The following is a 17465-nucleotide window of genomic DNA, read 5'->3' on the forward strand; positions in this document are numbered from 1 at the left end:
CTTTCACCGCACCCATCGTGCGGCAATCATAAGGGTTGAACGATGCTCAGGCAGGTCTCCTGACTCGCGCTTCATCGCCGATCATCGGCCTTCCCAGGCTCACGCCCAGTGGCTTCGCGGATGCGGCTCACGCTCACAGTTGCGTGGGCAGTCACGGATCAAGCCCCGATTGGGTCGTCTCTACCGTGTTCCCTTTTGATCCCGGAGACTTGGTCTCACTCGGAACCTAAGCGGTAAAACGATAGAGCAAATGAGGGCATGTTTCACGTCTATTCTTACAGGGCAATCGAATGAGTTTTCAGTAGCGCTGTCTGACGGTTTGTGATTCGGCAATTTCTCATGTGGTTTTCGGCATGAGACATTGGCAATCTCGTCTTCCATCTGACTGGTTACAGGCGTTGAAGGTGGCGAGGCGGCAGCAATCCGTCAGACTGTGCGGTGATCTCGGGATCGAAATGCGAGTCGGCACAGGCCTCCCGATGGGCTATCGCCGCGTGCAGCGAGAGGACCGGCAAGCTCGGTACGCTCGAGGCGGACCCTCACGAGTTCACGATTCATTATTTCAATCTGGGCGCTCCCCAACGGTTTCTACAACAATTTTTCGATCAGCGCCGGCAGTTCGTCGAAATGATCAATCACCGCCACCGACGGCAACTCCTGCACCGGAATGCGGGTATAGCCGAAGGACACCAAAATCCCCGGAATTCCGGCATCGCGGGCGGCATAGGCGTCGTTGGGGCTGTCACCGACCAACAGGGCATGTTCCGGGGCCACCCCCAAGGCATCCAAAGTGGCAAAGATATGACCCGGATCGGGTTTTTTCACCGCACAGGCATCGCCGCCCAGAACGGCGGAAAAATAATGGGCCATATGCAGCTCGGCGAGAATTTCTACCGTCGGGGCCTGTGGCTTGTTGGTGCAGACTCCGAGGGTGTAATGGCCGCTCGCCTTGAGGTCGTCGAGAACCTTGATGATCCCTGGATAGGGAACCGTCTCGTCCGTACTGTGGCCCTCGTAGAAGCCCATGAAGCCCTCGACCAGCGGATTCAGGGCGTCCCCGGTGATCGCCGCGCCGGTGGCGGCAAACCCGCGCTCCACCAACACCGGCACTCCGTCGCCAATCATGCTACGCACCGCCTCGATAGGCAGCGCCGAACGGCCTTCCCGAACCAGCAATTTATTGAGTGCATTCATCAAATCCGGTGCGCTATCCACCAGCGTGCCGTCGAGATCGAAAATAATGGCCTTCATTGGGCTATCCCCTGTTCCGTCAAATTGTGACTTGGCGGTGCTCCGAGCATGTGTCAGTCTGCCGCTTTCTCACGCTTATGTAATGAACCGATTTCAGATGACCAAGGAAAAAACCGCCGCCATCGTACTTGCTGCAGGTCTCGGGACCCGCATGAAGTCGCAACTTCCAAAGGTTCTCCACCCCATTGCCGGTCGCCCTATGGTCCGCCACTTGCTGGCCGCCGTCGAGTCCCTGTCCCCCGACAAGGTGGTCGTGGTCATCGGCCCGGACATGCCGCAGGCGGCCGAGGCCGTCGCCCCCCACGCCACCGTCATCCAGTCCGAACGCCTGGGCACCGGCCATGCTGTCCGCGCCGCCGAACCGGAACTGGGCGATTTCGACGGCGACATCCTGATCATGTTCGGCGACTCCCCGTTGCTGACCGCACAGACCATGGACCGCATGTTGGCGGCGCGCCGCTCCGAACCGAACACCGCCATCGCCGTGCTGGGCTTCCGCACCCCGACGCCGGGGGCCTATGGCCGCCTGCTCACCGACGCCCAGGGCCACCTGCACGCCATTGTCGAGGCCAAAGACGCCTCCCCGGCCCAGTTGGATATCAATCTGTGCAATTCCGGTCTGATGTGCGTCTCCGGCAAGCATCTGTTCCGCCTGCTCAGCAAGATCACCCCCAACAACGCCAAGGGAGAGTACTATCTGACCGATATCGTCGCCCTGGCGCGGGCCGAGGGGCTGGGCAGCGTGGTCACCGAGGGCGACGAGGACGAGCTGCTGGGAGTCAATTCCCGGGCCGAACTGGCGCTCGCCGAATCCCTGATCCAAAAACGCCTGCGCGCCGAGGCCATGGCCGACGGCGTGACCATGATCGACCCGGACAGCGTCTGGCTATGCTGGGACACCCAACTGGGTCAGGATGTGACTCTTCAGCCGCATGTGGTCTTCGGCCCCGGCGTCACCGTCGAAGAAGGCGCGACCATCAAGGCCTTCAGCCACCTGGAAGGCACCACCGTCGGCGCGCAGGCCCAAGTCGGTCCCTATGCCCGCCTGCGCCCTGGCGCCCAGATCGGGGCCCAGGCCAAGATCGGTAATTTCGTCGAGATCAAGAATGCCCAAATCGAGCAAGGGGCCAAGGTCAGCCACCTCAGCTACATCGGCGATGCCCGGATCGGGCGTGAGGCCAATATCGGCGCGGGAACGATCACCTGTAATTATGATGGCTTCCTGAAGCATAAAACCGATATTGGCGCGGGGGCCTTCATCGGCTCCAATACCGCGCTGGTCGCCCCGGTTACGGTCGGCGACGGGGCCATCATCGGGGCCGGGAGCGTGGTCGCCAAGGATGTGGCGGCGGATGCCCTGGCGGTGACCCGGGCCGAACACCGCGAAGTGCCGGATTGGGCGCCGCGATTCCGCGAACGCAAGGCCGCCGAGAAAGCCGCCCGCAAGAAAAAAGCCCCCTAACCCCAGGAGATCTGAACCGTGTGCGGTATTATCGGGATTATCGGCAAGGCGGAAGTCACCCCGCTGCTTATTGAAGGTTTGCGACGGCTGGAATATCGGGGCTACGATTCCGCCGGAATCGCCATTCTCAGTGACGGGGCCATCACCCGGCGGCGCGCCGAAGGCAAGCTGAAAAATCTCGAAAAGCTGATCGCCAACGAGCCGGTCACCGGCACCATCGGCATCGGCCATACCCGCTGGGCCACCCATGGCGCGCCCACCGAAGTCAATGCCCATCCCCATTCGGATGGCCGGGTGGTGCTGGTCCATAACGGCATCATCGAAAACTATCAGGATCTGCGCAAGGAACTGGCCGCCAAGGGGCACCATTTCGAGACCGAGACCGATACCGAAGTGGTGGTCCATCTGGTCGGCAGTTTCATCGCCCAGGGCCTGTCGCCCCAGGACGCGGTGGCGCAAACCCTGAAGAAGCTGGTCGGAGCCTTTGCTCTGGCCATTCTGTTCGCCGGACACGAGGACATGATGATCGGCGCGCGGCGCGGCAGCCCGCTGGCCATCGGCTATGGGGACGGCGAGATGTATCTGGGCTCCGATGCCCTGACCCTGGCCCCGCTGACCCGCCGCATCAGCTATCTGGAAGAAGGGGATTACACCGTCGTCCGTCGTGACGGAGCGCAGATTTTCGATGCCGACGACCAGCCAGTGGACCGAGATGTGAAACTCACCGCCACCTCCGGGGCGATGATCGGCAAGGGCAACTATCCCCATTTCATGCTCAAGGAAATCTACGAGCAACCGGCGGTGATGGGCGACACGCTGCAAGCCATCCTCAACCCCTGGAACCGCACCATCACCCTGCCCGATCTGCCGTTCGACCCGACACACATCACCCGCATCACCATTGTTGCCTGCGGCACCTCGTTTTATGCCGGAATGGTCGCCCGCTACTGGCTGGAAAGTCTGGTGCGCGTGCCGGTGGATGTGGATATCGCCTCGGAATTCCGCTATCGGGACGTGGACCTGCCGGCCGGCGGGGTGGCGCTGTTCATCTCCCAGTCGGGCGAGACGGCCGACACCCTGGCCGCCCTGCGCCATGCCAAGAAGCAGGGTCAGAAGATCATCTCGGTGGTCAATGTGCCGGAAAGCTCCATGGCCCGGGAATCGGACCTGGTGTTGCGAACCAAGGCCGGGCCGGAAATCGGCGTCGCCTCGACCAAGGCTTTCACCACCCAGCTCACCGTGCTGGCCTGTCTGGCCATCGGCCTGGGCAGCAAACGCGGCACCCTTACCGCCGAGAAAGTCAGCGAGCTCTGTCAGGCTCTGACCGAAGTCCCGACCCGGGCCAATGACGTACTGGTCCACGACGAGCACCTCGCCAAGCTGGCGCACGAAATCGCCGAGGCCCGCGACGTGCTTTACCTGGGGCGCGGCACCGGCTACCCCATCGCCCTGGAAGGGGCGCTAAAGCTCAAGGAAATCAGCTATATCCATGCCGAGGGCTACGCGGCGGGCGAGATGAAGCACGGCCCCATTGCCCTGATCGACGAAAGCGTACCGGTGATCGTCGTCGCCCCGTCGGACGAGCTGTTCGAAAAGACCGCCTCCAACATGCAGGAAGTCATTGCGCGCGGGGGTCGGGTGATTTTCATGTCCGACAAGGCCGGGATCGAGAAACTGGGCACCATGGCCGCCGCGACCATCGAACTGCCGACGGTCAATCCTTTCGTCGCGCCGATTCTCTATGCCATCCCGGTGCAGTTGCTGGCCTACCATACCGCCTGTATCAAGGGCACCGACGTGGATCAACCGCGCAACTTGGCAAAAAGCGTGACCGTGGAGTAATCAGCCGCTCAGCCTTCGATGATCTCGAAGCTGTGGGTGATGGTCGCCGTCTTGGCCAGCATGATGGAGGCCGAGCAGTATTTCTCCGCCGACAGATGCACCGCCCGGTCCACCTTGTCCGGGCTCAGGCCCTTGCCGGTGACGATGAAATGCATGTCGATTTGGGTATAGACCTTGGGGTCGCTGTCGGCGCGTTCGGCTTCCAGACGGCATTCCACCCCCGAAACCTGCTCACGCATCTTTTCCAGAATCATCACCACGTCGATGGAAGAACAGCCACCGGCCCCAAGCAGCAAAAGCTCCATCGGCGACGGCCCCTCGACCCGTTTGCCGTCGATGACCAGTTCATGCCCCGAGGCGCTGACCCCGTTGAATGTCATTCCCCCCGTCCAAGTTACCGTGGTGGTCATGGCTCTTTCCTTTGGCTGTGATCTTCGGTGCCTGTTGTAGCGTCAAAAAAGCCCCGGAGCCACGGCGAAATACGCCCAACGCCCCTTGACAACCCCGGCCTTTCATCTTATCCGTACGGCCCTCTTGGCGGGGTAGCTCAGTTGGTTAGAGCAGCGGAATCATAATCCGCGTGTCGGGGGTTCAAATCCCTCTCCCGCTACCAATGAAACCCCTGGAAAACTGCGGTTCTCCAGGGGTTTTCTTTAGCCTGGGCGCAATCGTTTAGACACACGTTTTCGTTTTCTCCTCCAGCTTCGCCATGGCATTGCGAGCCATCTCGGGTGTGCGGGGTAAATAGACCTCCAAGATTTTCCTTATCCTGTCGAGGCTATGACCACTGATCGCGGCGATTTCAGCATGGATACCTTCGGCAACATGCAGACTGAAAGTCGAGCGTTTTACTAGAACGCGTGGAGGACAAAAACGGTCTCCAACTATTGGTATCATCTTCATCGCCACGACCTTGTGTGCCCGATACTGTCACCCTTGTTGTATAGGGTCTACCAAGATGGATCTTGACTTCGAGCTCAACACCTATAGGATGCACGACCATATGAGCCGGAAACCTCGGCCACGACTGGAAATGGAACGATGATGCTTTCACTCTTACGGCAACATTCGCGCACGAAAAAGACATTCGCCCAGATGTGGGTCGGAAGAGAATCCGCCACCCTGCGCCTGAATTTTGTCCGGCCATCGGAGGGAAGCACCTCGTAACACGCAACAACAGCGTTCGAGTTTCGCAAACCCCTCTCGGTCCCACCGGGAGGGGTTTTTCGTTGAGGGAAAGAAGTTTGAGACCTTGAAACAGGGGTAGGCTCTGGCGAGCGGCGGTCCCGTCATCCGCGTCCATCCGGTTCGATTCCGGTCCTCCCCGAACCGATGACGGAGAAAGAAGATGAGCGAGAACCAATACAACTACATGCCCACAGAGGGGGTACCGATCTATGCCTGGACCGACAACGTGCCGGTTGAGGACGCCGCCGAACAGCAGTTGCGCAATGTCGCCTCCCTGCCCTTCATCCACCACCACGTGGCGGCCATGCCGGACGTGCACTGGGGCAAGGGCGCGACCGTCGGCTCGGTGATCCCGTGCCGTGGAGCGATCATCCCGGCGGCGGTCGGCGTGGACATCGGCTGCGGCATGATGGCGGTGCAGACCTCGCTCACCTCGCAGCAGTTGCCGGACAGCCTGCATGGACTGCGGTCGGACATCGAGCGGGCAATCCCGCATGGCCGCACCGGTCGGGGCGACGTGAAGTCCGACCGAGGTGCATGGGGCAACGTGCCCGACGACATCGGCGCGACCTGGACCGCCAAGCCTTACCGGGACGGTTCCCTGGAGGAAGGCTTCACGGCGCTCCTGGAGCGGCATCCGAAGTTGTCCAAGGCCAATAGTGTCCATCACCTGGGCACGCTGGGCACCGGCAATCACTTCATCGAGGTCTGCCTGGACGAGTCCGACCGGGTCTGGGTGATGCTGCATTCCGGTTCCAGGGGCGTCGGCAACCGCATCGGGTCCTACTTCATCGAACTGGCGAAGAAGGACATGGAGCGGTTCTTCATTACCCTGCCGGACAAGGACCTGGCCTATTTCCCGGAGGGCACTGACCACTTCATTGATTATGTGCAGGCGGTGTCCTGGGCCCAGGCGTTCGCCCGGACCAACCGGGAGGTAATGATGGATCGGGTATTGAACATCATTGCCATGGCTTTCACCGGATTCGAGGTGGGCGATGTGGCGGTCAACTGCCACCACAACTATGTCGCCCAGGAAAAGCACTTGGGGGCCAAGGTTTGGCTGACCCGCAAGGGCGCGGTGAGCGCCAAGGCCGGTGAACTGGGCATCATCCCCGGTTCCATGGGGGCCCGCTCATTCATCGTGCGGGGCAAAGGCAACCCGATGTCCTTCTGTTCCTGCTCGCACGGGGCCGGTCGGGCCATGTCGCGGAACGAGGCCAAGCGGCGGTTCACCGTCGAGGATCACGAGAAGGCCACCGAGGGCGTGGAGTGCCGCAAGGACGCCGAGGTCATCGACGAGACCCCGATGGCCTACAAGGACATCGACGCGGTAATGGCGGCCCAAGCCGATCTGGTCGAGGTGGTCCATACCTTGAAGCAGGTGGTCTGCGTGAAGGGGTAATCCACTTCGCGCGGGTCGAGCGTGGGGTGACCAAATTGGTCGCCCCACGCCGTCGAGTTAAGCTAATCCCTGGTTCAGGATCATGCCGCCAACGTCGTCAGTGCTGAGTGGGGCCCGTGGGCGTTGTCGCAGCCGACCCAGCGTCTCAGGCCGTTGCGGAGTTCCGAGCCGGTCTCGAAGGTATGCAGTGAGAGGCGTCCCCGGAAATCTCATTTTCTTTTTATTTTCCATATAGTTACAGGAAAGTCCAAAGCTGCATCCTGATCCGCGTGTCGGGGGTTCAAATCCCTCTCCCGCTACCAGTTAGAACCCCTGAGTCACAACGGCTTAGGGGTTTTTCTGTGGCCAAATGCCTACCCCACCCCTGTCCGATTGCGGCCGTGGGCTGTTCATATCAGAACATCAGTGCCATATATATAGAATGTGAAGGAGCCTTGGTGCTTCCTTGCACAAATCAAAGGCCCAGAGAAACGGATATTATTGATGCCCAACACACCGCAAAGAATCGAAAAAGAAGATGGAACCATCGAATGGTTCCTGGATGGAAAATTGCACCGTGAAGACGGTCCCGCCGTCGAAAAGCCCGATGGGACCCGAGTCTGGTTTCTGCATGGCAAACAGCACCGCGTAGGCGGTCCCGCCGTGGAACATGGCGACGGAACCAAGGAATGGTGGCAAGACGGCCAACTGTGCCAGACACCCGAAAAAACCGAAAAGGAAGACGGAACCATCGAGTGGTACCTGCTGGGGAAGTTGCACCGGGAAGATGGTCCCGCCGTCGAGAGGCCCGATGGAACTCGGGTCTGGCTGATCAATGGCAAACAGCACCGCGACGACGGCCCCGCCGTGGAACATGGGGACGGGTCCAGGGAATGGTGGCGACAGGGCCAACTGCACCGCGAAGATGGGCCAGCCATCATGGAATCCGATGGCACCCTGGAATGGCATCAAAACGGAGTCGCCCATCGGGAGGACGGCCCGGCGGTCATCCGTCCGGAAGGCGTGCAGCAATGGTGGGTGAACGGCGTGCGCCATCGGGCGGACGGCCCCGCCGTGATCGAGGATCGGCTGATGCGCCAATGGTGGGTGGACGGCCTGCTGCACCGGGAAGACGGTCCCGCCGTGGAATACGATGACGGGTCAAAGGAATGGTATCTCGGCGGCATGCCGGTCGAGGAAAGCGTGGCCATGGATGCCGGAAAACGCGCCGAGTTTCTCAAAAAGCTGGCTGGTTCCGTCTGAGAATCGGGAGTACCCGGGCGATTCGATTCGCCCTCGGGGAGCCCCCTCCCCATACGGACAAAAAGAAAGGGAGGCGTCCAGCGCCTCCCTTGTTCCGTTCACAACCGAGCGACAAGCGCCCGTCCGAGGAGCCTACGGCTTTTTCGGAGTCTGGTAGGGAACTTCCTTCTGCCACTCAATCCACTCGGTCTTGTAACCGACGAAACCCTTTTCGTTCACCGGCTGCTGCTTCGTGGTGTAGTACTTGGTGTGTCCATCAGGAACCGGATCTTTAGCGTTAACGTTAGCCATAATTCAACCTATCTGTTGCCTAGTTACAAGCCGAGACAAAATCACAAAACAACCCGCCCCGGCACAAAGTCTCCTGCACATTCCATGATTCGAATATATACGATGGTGTGGCGGGAGGGAAGACGCTTTTTTCACCTCCATGGCGAACACACCACAGCACCGTCCTGGGGAACGCCTGATCTATCCGATAGGGATCACCAGACGATCAGCGCATAAAATGAGCCTTTCACAAACCGAATCATGCGGGGCTCGGCGGGTGTCGGCAGGCAAGAATATGTCCTGAAACGAGCGGGGAGTGTCATGAAATCGCCACAATTTTGGCTACTCGCTACTTAAAATTATTGTAATCTAATAACTAACATGCTGAAAAAATAAGGCGTTACGGAGCCGGAACAAACTAGTTACCTTCCCTGTCGTCAATGTGATTGTCAAACCAAGTTTCCTTTATATAATGCTTCGCTAATAGATGATGCCTGGCAACAGGTGTGTAAACAATTAACGACTGCGGCACGGAGGAATCGATGTTCGCCAGTAATCCATTCGCTGATCTCGCGACGACCGTCCCGCTCAACGTCATTCAGGGCTACGTCATTTTGATGTTCGTTCTGGTCGTTGGCGGTACCATCTTTGACATGATCCACAAGAAGAGCGCCAAGTACTTTTTCGCCAAAGCCAAGGCTGCCGAAGCCTCGCGCACCCGTGAACTCAGCGGTGGCGACAAGATTGGCATCGCCATCAACACGGTCGCTGTCGATGTGATGACATCCGGTGAATTCTGCAATCCGCGTCGTCGGATTTCGCACCTGTTCACCATGTACGGATTCATCTTGTTCGTATTGACCACCGTTGCCCTGGTGTTCGCCTATCCGACCCACGAAGCTCCGGCCATTGTCGCCATGCTTTGGCACCTGGGTGCCGCCATGGTGATGTTCGGCGGCTACTGGTTCTGGTTCTTCATCCGCGTTGACGTCTCCGCAGAGGGCAACCCCTGGTATCGCATCGCCAAGGCTGACATGTTCATCCTGTCGCTGCTGGGCACCACGACCTTTGGTCTGGTATGGTCCCTGACCATGGGCGTCGCGGTTTGGAACACCGTGTTCCTGGGCCTGCTCATCATCTCCGCCACGGTTCTGTTCGGCGGCGTGATGTGGTCCAAGTTCGCACATATGTTCTTCAAGCCGGCCGCCGCGTTCAACAAGCGCGTCATCAAGGCTGACGGTTCCATGGAGAACCTGCCGAAGTTGGGTGATCTGTCCGACCCTGCGCTGCAGAAGCGGTATCCCGATATCCCGGAATACATGGGCAGCAAACCGTCGTACATGGGTCTCGGCATCAAGCGCGAGCAACCCAAGCATTACTGAATCAATCCTGAAAGATTCTTTCTAACAGGGAAGGAAACGAAATATGCCTACCTTTGTCTATATGACACGATGCGACGGATGCGGCCACTGCGTGGATATCTGCCCGTCCGACATCATGCACATCGACACGACCTACCGTCGTGCCTACAACATCGAACCGAGCATGTGTTGGGAATGCTATTCCTGCGTCAAGGCCTGCCCGCAGAACGCCATTGATGTGCGTGGGTACGCCGACTTCGCGCCGCTCGGCCACAGCGTCCGCGCTGTCCGCGACGAAGAAAAGGGTGTCATTGCCTGGCGCATCAAGTTCCGCAATGGCAAGAAAGACCTGAACCTGCTGGCTCCGATCACCACGAAGCCCTGGGGAACCTGCATTCCGCAGCTGAAGAATGCTCCGGAACCGACCCAGGAACAGCGCAAGAGTCAACTGCTGTACAACGAGCCGAAGTATATCCGCATGGATGACGGTGATTTGAATACCCTGGAATCCAACGGCCTCGTGATGAAGGAAGGGGTGTACTACTAATGGCTTACAATACAATCGTCGAAGACAACATCGACATCCTCGTCGCCGGTGCTGGCCTAGGTGGTACCGGTGCGGCTTTCGAAGCCCGCTACTGGGGTAAGAACAAGAAGATCGTCATTGCCGAAAAGGCCAACATCGACCGTTCCGGTGCCGTGGCCCAGGGTCTGTACGCGATCAACTGTTACATGGGCACCCGTTGGGGCGAAAACAACCCGGAAGATCACGTGCGTTATGCCCGCATCGACTTGATGGGCATGGTGCGTGAAGATCTGCTGTTCGACATGGCGCGCCATGTGGACTCCGCGGTTCACCAGTTCGAAGAGTGGGGCCTGCCGCTGATGCGCGATCCGGACAAGGGATCGTTCCTGCGCGAAGGGCGTTGGCAGATCATGATCCACGGTGAGTCCTATAAGCCGATCGTGGCCGAAGCCGCGAAAAAGTCGGCCGACAAGGTCTACAACCGTGTCTGCATCACCCACCTGCTGATGGACGAAGCCAAGGAAAACCGCGTCGCCGGTGCCGTCGGCTTCAACGTCCGCACGGGCAACTTCCACGTCTTCAAGTCCAAGACCGTGGTTTGCGGTGCGGGTGGCGCGTCCAACCTCTTCAAGCCGCGTTCGGTCGGCGAGGGTGCTGGTCGTGTGTGGTACGCCCCGTGGTCGTCCGGTTCCGCCTATGCGTTGATGATCAACGCCGGCGCGAAGATGACCCAGATGGAAAACCGTATCGTTCTGGCCCGCTTCAAGGACGGCTATGGCCCGGTTGGTGCCTACTTCCTGCACCTGAAGGCCTACACCCAGAACGCCTATGGTGAGGAATACGAATCCAAGTGGTTCCCTGCCCTTCAGGAAATGGTGGGCAAGGAATATCTGGATCCGGAAGTTTCCCACCGGACCCACCGCCCGATCCCGACCTGCCTGCGTAACCACGCCATCATCAACGAGGTGAACGCGGGCCGCGGACCGATCCACATGATCACCATGCACTCGTTCCAGGACCCGCATCTGGAAGAAATTGGTTGGCACAACTTCCTCGGTATGACCGTTGGTCAGGCCGTGCTGTGGGCCGCCACGGACGTGGATCCGAAGAACGAGAACCCGGAACTGACCACCTCCGAACCGTACGTCATGGGTTCCCATGCCACCGGTTGCGGCGCCTGGTGCTCCGGCCCGTCGGATGTGTCCCCGCCCGAGTATCAGTGGGGTTACAACCGCATGATGACCGTCGAAGGTCTGTTCGGTGCCGGTGATGCGGTCGGCGGAACGCCGCACGCGTTCTCTTCCGGTTCCTTCACCGAGGGCCGCATTGCTGCGAAGTCCGCCTGTCAGTACATCGACGACGGCAAGGCCGAGGGCATCCGTGTATCCGAAGCCACCATCGCCAAGCTGAAGGAAGAAGTCTTCCGGCCGATGGAGCACTACAAGGTCCACCGCAACGAAATCGTGGCTGGCGAGGTCAATCCGAACTACCACAACCCGCGCCAGTCTCTCGACCGCCTGCAAAAGCTGATGGACGAGTACTGCGGTGGCGTGACGGTCAACTACATGACCAACGACAAGCTGCTGAGCATCGGTCTCAAGAAGCTCAAGATCATGGAAGAAGATCTGGAGAAGATTGCGGCCAAGGACCTGCATGAATTGCTGCGGGCCTGGGAAGTCAAGCACCGCCATCGGACGTCCGAGTGTGTTATGCAGCACACCCTGTTCCGCAAGGAAACCCGTTGGCCGGGCTACTACTATCGTGGCGACGCCCTGAAATTGGATGACAAGAACTGGCACGTTCTGACCGTGTCCCGTCGTGATCCGAAGACCGGCGAATACACTATGGAAAAGGCGCCTCTGTATCACTTGGTGGACGTGGAAAAGCCCGCCGCCGCTGCAGAGTAACCTTCACAACAACCGGCGGAAGTTCACTCCGAGCTTCCGCCGGGGGTTTGAAAAAAGATCAGCATCGAAGTGTTGATCTTTTTTTATGCCCCCGCAAATCACCCTTCCAGCACCACCGAGGACCCTAATGAACATTATCGAACTCACCGATGAAGAAATTCTGGCCGTTGCCGAACCCATGTGGACGGAGCTCGTCAGGGCTTCCAACGAAGGCAAGTACGGAAAGTTCATCCGCAATTTCCACTACAGCCTGATCCAAGGCCTGAACGAGGTCGAAGTGGGAAAGCAGTTCGCCAAAAGCGATCTGACCCGGAGCCTTTCCGAAGTCTACGATTATCTCGGCATCATTCGCCGGAACGAACATGTGACGGTCCTTTTTCGCGTGCGCAGCACGAAAAAAGCCGGTGAATGGCTGGGTCGATTGGTGCTCGGCTACGATGAGCAAGACGTGATCAAGATTTTTGGCGCCTCCGTCTTCTAAGAACCGGATTGGGAAGTGATATGACTGAAACCATTCGAGACGACAAGTTCGTCGAACTCAGCTACAAGGTGATCGACCAGAAGTCCGGCGAAACCCTGGTCGCGGTCGAATTTCCCATCGGCTACGTGCACGGCAAGGACAGCGCCCTGGACCAAAGCGTCACCCTGGAACTGGAGGGCAAGAAGGCGGGCGACATCATCGAGGTGCCCATAGATTGCAACATCCTCTATGGCCCGCGGGACGAATCCCTGGTCTTTACCGACAAAATTGAAAACGTCCCCGAGGCCTACCGGGAAATCGGCACCACCATCACCATGGAGAACGAAAAGGGCGAGCCCCGCAACTTCATCGTGACCCGCATGGACGACAAGACCCTCACGGTCGACGGCAACAACCCGCTTTGTGGCCGCCATGTGATCTTCAAACTGGAAGTGCTGAACGTACGCAATGCCACCGAAGAGGAAATCGAATTCGGTGGCGCGATCGTCGCTGAGCCGGAAGTGGAGGGGGCGATCAAGGTGCCCATCTGACGGGCCTCTCGTCCCACCCGTGAAGCGCCCTGCCCCAGGGAGAGCTACTTGTGCGCCCGGACCCAGGACAGCAGGTCCGACAATCCCATCGCCCCGGAGGTTCGGGCGACTTCCCGCCCCCCCTTGAAGATCACCAGTGTCGGAATGCTTCGGATCTGATACGCCGCGGCAAGGCTCTGTTCGGCCTGGGTGTCCACCTTGGCGAGGCGAAATTGCGGCTCCAGTTCCCTCGCCGCCTGCGCGAACACCGGGGCCATCATCTTGCAGGGACCGCACCAATCGGCCCAGAAGTCGACAACCAGCGGCAGATCGCTGGACAGGTGGCGGTTGAATGATGCCCCCGTCAACGCTACGGGATGCCCCGTGAACAGGGGCGCGCCGCATTTGCCGCAGTTCCCTTTCAAGGCCGACTTGGTCGTCGGCAACCGATTGACCGTATGACAGTGCGGGCAAACAACATGATAAGTATCAGGCATCTTTCTGGCTTTCCCGTCATGAGAACCCTATTGATTTAGGACGCTTTTGCTCACGCGCAACGGCCTGATCCGAGGGCTATGCATTTCATGCATAAGCATAAATGGTTACTTTATTTTCATACGCGAGGTCTTGAATCAGCCTTTTATTGCGCTAGAATCATAGGTGGAAGGTTGCCATATGGGACTTTCCGAGTTGCGTGCCCGTTGGGGCGTGGCTCAATCCCGGGACACGATTCCCGCGGGCTCATGTCGCTTCGATAGGAGGATATGACCATGCGTGCCTTTGATATGTCTCCCCTGTATCGTCTTTCCGTCGGCTACGACAAGCTCGACAATCTGTTCGATGCCCTCTCCCACTTCGATGAGTCGTCGGTGGCTTATCCGCCCTACGATATCGTCAAGCTGGATGAGGACACCTACCGCATTTCCATGGCCGTCGCCGGTTTCACCGAGGACGAACTGGATCTGGTCGTCGAAAACAACGAGTTGAAGATCAGCGGTTCCAAGAAGGACGTCGAAACGAAGCAAGAGGGTGCGTTCCTGCATCAGGGCATTGCCACCCGGACCTTCAAGCGGACCTTCAATCTGGCCGACTACATCCGGGTCGACGGTGCGACGCTCGAAAACGGCCTGCTGCATGTGACTCTGGTCCGCGAGATGCCGGAACACATGAAGCCGCGCAGCATTGAGATCGGCTCGAATGCCGCGCCCAAGGCGCTTTCCGGCAAGAAAGCCCACTGACCACAATCGCGCCCGTCCGCCGGCATGGCGAACTGAACGAAGGACTGCGCCGGGCGGGCCAACCGCCCGGCCTTTCGGGTTCGAGTTCAGCAGGTGGCTTGCTGGATAAAATGGCATCACCAGTGCGGCAGAATACGCGCCGATCTGGGGTGGATTTTCGGCCCACGATGTCGAGATTATTTTTCCATTGTCATCACACCTTGGTAAGTGTATTTTTTGAACCATCAATAAAAACAAAAGAATGCAATAAATGGCTCTGGGGGGTTCCAGAAGGCCATAGGCTTCAACAGGGAGAAAATTGATGAGGAAGGCTCTGATTCTGCCAACTGTTTTGGCGGTCGGTCTTGCTGCACTCGCGTCCCCGTCCCCCGCTTCGGCAAAGGACATGGACCCGGGCAAGACCATTGACCCGAAGAACGATTACAATATCACCATCAACTACGAACTGGGGATGCATTGCACCGGCTTTGATTTCAGCGCCTGCTGCGTGCTTCCACCCTACAACTCCATTCAGGCACAGGTCATCAAAACTTCGACCCGTGCCACGCAGACTCCACGCCTTCTAGAAGGCTCGGAGAAAGACCCAACGGTGCTTCAGGATGGCCGTAAGCGTTTCAAGCTCGCGTATGGTCACGTCGGCAATACCTATTCCGAAGGTGGCAAGCTGAAATATTGGGACGTGCCCTACGATGTGGACGGCAATGGCACCATTGATCCCGATGAAAATGTCGCCAACGCCTATCTGACTCACCTCTACATCTATAAGGATCTGGAAGGCAGCAACCCGGAAGGGACCAGCGCCGATGCCAAGAAGCTGTTCGTTGGCAAACAGATTAAAATCCCCCGGGATTCCGGTCCGACCGGTGCCCCGATGAAGGATGGTTTCCTGACCTATTCGGGCCAGACCGGCACGGTGGTCTATACCAAATCCCCGGTGCTTGACAATGTGCCCATCGTGCTGACCAATCCCGGCATTTGGGATGCTCTGGGCCTGCCGCTGACTCCGTTCAATGATGATGCGATCAACAAAGACCCGATGACCCTGGTCGAGAGCGATGTGCAACCGTTCCAGGAAGCCTGGGTCAAGCTGGTTGACGCGGATAGCGGCGCGCCAGTCATCGACAGCCACACCGGCAAGCCGGTGATGTTCGTCGGCGACAACCCGATTGATATCCCCAACTGCGCCAATTGCCACAGCAGCAAAACGGCCAATGGCGATAAGTACAAGCTCTATGAAGGTGAAAAAGCCTTCTGGAAGTCCATGGGAGCCAGTGACTGGATTGCCTCGGTCAAGGCCTCGGCCATTTCCATCCTGCAAATCCACGATGATGAGAACGGCACCGACTTCCTGAAGAACTACAACGTCAAGAGCACCAGCACCTCGAACCGGACCGGTCGAGACCCTGTCCTCTGTCAGAAGTGCCACGCGGATAACGTGATCGGCGTGTTGAATTCCAAGAAAATCGGCGACGTGCTCGGCGACAAGGCCAAGCCGGAAGAAAAGGACGAGTTGATTCCGGCGCTGACCGAAGCCATGCATTCGGTTCACTTGGTGAAGCAGCCCATGCCGGACTCTCAGGGCCGCACCTCTTCCTGCCAGGGCTGTCATCCGGCTCACCGTCAAGACGGTGGCATGGAAGGCTATCCGATTACGCCGGACGGTAAGAATGCTTATGCCGACCGGGATAACCGGGATGCCGCAGGGGGCTGCTACGTCGGTCGTGACGTGCACGCCAATCCGGGCAAAGACAAGGACGGCGCCGAGACCAAGGAATATCTGAATTCCGTCGGTCAATGGCTACAGGCCAACGTGTCGCAGATCGGCAACGGAGAAAACGGCAAGGGTCTGTGGTGCACCAACTGTCACAACCAACTGTCTCGCGAGCTCTATCAGCGCGACAATCTGCAAAACGCCTTCCTGCAAACCGGCGAAACCCTGCGCAACAAGTCGCTCGACGACATTGCCAAGGCGATCGGCGTGACCAAGGAAGAACTGGCCAGCAAGTACATGGACCCCAAGGTCGTGGCGGATGCGAAGGGGCATGACACCCCGGGCAAATCCGGCATTTTGTTGACCTGGGCCAAGAAACGCTTGGTGCCCGATATTGGTATCATCGCCCTCAAGGGAGATGGTCCGATGGTCAGCAAGGATGAGGATGGCGACATCAGTGTCAGCATCCTGTCGGCCAATCCGGCGGTCGATCCCAAGTCGCTCACCCTGCCCGAAGGGGCAACCGGTGCCTTGGCGGTGCCTTACGAAGCCGCCACCCATGGCCGTGACTATTGGCTGTCTCCCGGTGCGCCGCACTGCGCCGACTGCCATGCCGCGCCCTATGTGGAAGGTCAGGGGGGCGTCGCCTACCCGATCAACCAGCCCGGCAAGTACAGCGTGATGCGCTACTCGAAGGGTCACCAGGGCTTGGCCTGTCAAGCCTGCCACGAGTCCACCCATGGGCTCTATCCGGTGACTCCGAACACCGACGTCACGTCTTACCGGCAAGCGGCCCAGTATAATCCGGACGGTTCCCATGGTCCGCTGAAGTGCGCGTCCTGCCACGTCAGCAACGACAAGGGCGTGCCTTTCGTGGCCAACAAGGAAAAGCATGTCTGGAACGGCAAGCCGATCCTCGAAGACTACGACGCTGCGGTCACCTGGATGCACGCCAGCGCGGCTGACCTCGGTGGCAAAGTTCCGGATGAAGAAGACGATGACGACGACGACGATCACAAGAAAGACGCGAAATAGTCTTGACCGATGACGTTGTTTCCGGGGGGTGCTCAGT

The 17465-nt window shown here is 58.9% G+C and carries 14 protein-coding genes, 1 tRNA gene and 1 riboswitch; of the genes, 12 read left to right on the forward strand and 3 right to left on the reverse strand.

The window, feature by feature from the left end; all coding sequences use genetic code 11:
- Positions 1 to 32: 32 nt before the first annotated feature.
- Positions 33 to 245, reverse strand: a riboswitch (cobalamin riboswitch).
- Positions 246 to 588: 343 nt separating this feature from the next.
- A complete protein-coding gene (gene gph, locus ACYQ1P_RS14880) occupies positions 589 to 1251 on the reverse strand; it encodes a phosphoglycolate phosphatase (RefSeq protein ID WP_460021126.1) in 663 nt (220 codons plus the stop codon).
- A gap of 97 nt (positions 1252 to 1348) precedes the next feature.
- Between gph and glmU the strand changes: the two genes are divergently transcribed.
- Positions 1349 to 2713 carry a bifunctional UDP-N-acetylglucosamine diphosphorylase/glucosamine-1-phosphate N-acetyltransferase GlmU gene (gene glmU, locus ACYQ1P_RS14885; RefSeq protein WP_460021127.1) on the forward strand — a complete coding sequence of 455 codons (1365 nt, stop codon included), beginning with the start codon at positions 1349 to 1351 and terminating at the stop codon, positions 2711 to 2713.
- Between the two features lie 18 nt (positions 2714 to 2731).
- Positions 2732 to 4555, forward strand: a complete 1824-nt coding sequence (glmS, locus tag ACYQ1P_RS14890; protein ID WP_460021128.1) for a glutamine--fructose-6-phosphate transaminase (isomerizing) — start codon at positions 2732 to 2734, stop codon at positions 4553 to 4555.
- Between the two features lie 8 nt (positions 4556 to 4563).
- Here glmS and ACYQ1P_RS14895 read toward each other — a convergent pair whose 3' ends face one another.
- Complete coding sequence (locus tag ACYQ1P_RS14895; RefSeq protein ID WP_460021129.1) at positions 4564 to 4965, reverse strand: OsmC family protein; 402 nt, start codon at positions 4963 to 4965, stop codon at positions 4564 to 4566.
- A 126-nt stretch (positions 4966 to 5091) separates the two neighbouring features.
- Here ACYQ1P_RS14895 and ACYQ1P_RS14900 point away from each other — a divergent pair.
- From ACYQ1P_RS14900 to ACYQ1P_RS14935, 8 genes are all read left to right on the forward strand, one after another.
- Positions 5092 to 5168, forward strand: a tRNA-Met gene (locus ACYQ1P_RS14900).
- 735 nt (positions 5169 to 5903) lie between these two features.
- Positions 5904 to 7148, forward strand: a complete 1245-nt coding sequence (locus ACYQ1P_RS14905; protein ID WP_460021130.1) for an RtcB family protein — start codon at positions 5904 to 5906, stop codon at positions 7146 to 7148.
- 483 nt (positions 7149 to 7631) lie between these two features.
- On the forward strand, positions 7632 to 8390 hold the full coding sequence (locus tag ACYQ1P_RS14910; protein ID WP_460021131.1) for a hypothetical protein: 759 nt from the start codon (positions 7632 to 7634) through the stop codon (positions 8388 to 8390).
- Between the two features lie 812 nt (positions 8391 to 9202).
- Positions 9203 to 10042 (forward strand): hypothetical protein, encoded by an 840-nt coding sequence (locus ACYQ1P_RS14915; protein WP_460021132.1) that lies wholly within the window; start codon positions 9203 to 9205, stop codon positions 10040 to 10042.
- 43 nt (positions 10043 to 10085) lie between these two features.
- Positions 10086 to 10568: an adenylyl-sulfate reductase subunit beta gene (gene aprB, locus ACYQ1P_RS14920; protein ID WP_460021133.1), complete on the forward strand. Its 483-nt coding sequence runs from the start codon at positions 10086 to 10088 to the stop codon at positions 10566 to 10568.
- Positions 10568 to 12454 carry an adenylyl-sulfate reductase subunit alpha gene (aprA, locus tag ACYQ1P_RS14925; RefSeq protein WP_460021134.1) on the forward strand — a complete coding sequence of 629 codons (1887 nt, stop codon included), beginning with the start codon at positions 10568 to 10570 and terminating at the stop codon, positions 12452 to 12454. Before aprB ends, aprA begins: the two co-directional genes overlap by 1 nt.
- A gap of 127 nt (positions 12455 to 12581) precedes the next feature.
- Positions 12582 to 12935 (forward strand): hypothetical protein, encoded by a 354-nt coding sequence (locus tag ACYQ1P_RS14930; protein WP_460021135.1) that lies wholly within the window; start codon positions 12582 to 12584, stop codon positions 12933 to 12935.
- Between the two features lie 20 nt (positions 12936 to 12955).
- Positions 12956 to 13465, forward strand: a complete 510-nt coding sequence (locus ACYQ1P_RS14935; protein ID WP_460021136.1) for an FKBP-type peptidyl-prolyl cis-trans isomerase — start codon at positions 12956 to 12958, stop codon at positions 13463 to 13465.
- 44 nt (positions 13466 to 13509) lie between these two features.
- On the opposite strand, the gene trxC is transcribed toward ACYQ1P_RS14935, so the two are convergent.
- On the reverse strand, positions 13510 to 13941 hold the full coding sequence (trxC, locus tag ACYQ1P_RS14940; protein ID WP_460021137.1) for a thioredoxin TrxC: 432 nt from the start codon (positions 13939 to 13941) through the stop codon (positions 13510 to 13512).
- Between the two features lie 273 nt (positions 13942 to 14214).
- On the opposite strand from trxC, the gene ACYQ1P_RS14945 reads away from it, so the two are divergent.
- Together ACYQ1P_RS14945 and ACYQ1P_RS14950 are read left to right on the forward strand one after the other, a co-directional pair.
- Entirely contained in the window at positions 14215 to 14682 is a 468-nt protein-coding gene (locus ACYQ1P_RS14945) for an Hsp20 family protein (RefSeq protein WP_460021138.1), read from the forward strand.
- 301 nt (positions 14683 to 14983) lie between these two features.
- Positions 14984 to 17428, forward strand: a complete 2445-nt coding sequence (locus ACYQ1P_RS14950) for a hypothetical protein (RefSeq protein WP_460021139.1) — start codon at positions 14984 to 14986, stop codon at positions 17426 to 17428.
- Positions 17429 to 17465: the final 37 nt, after the last annotated feature.

The sequence above is a fragment of the Magnetospira thiophila genome, from assembly GCF_054657015.1.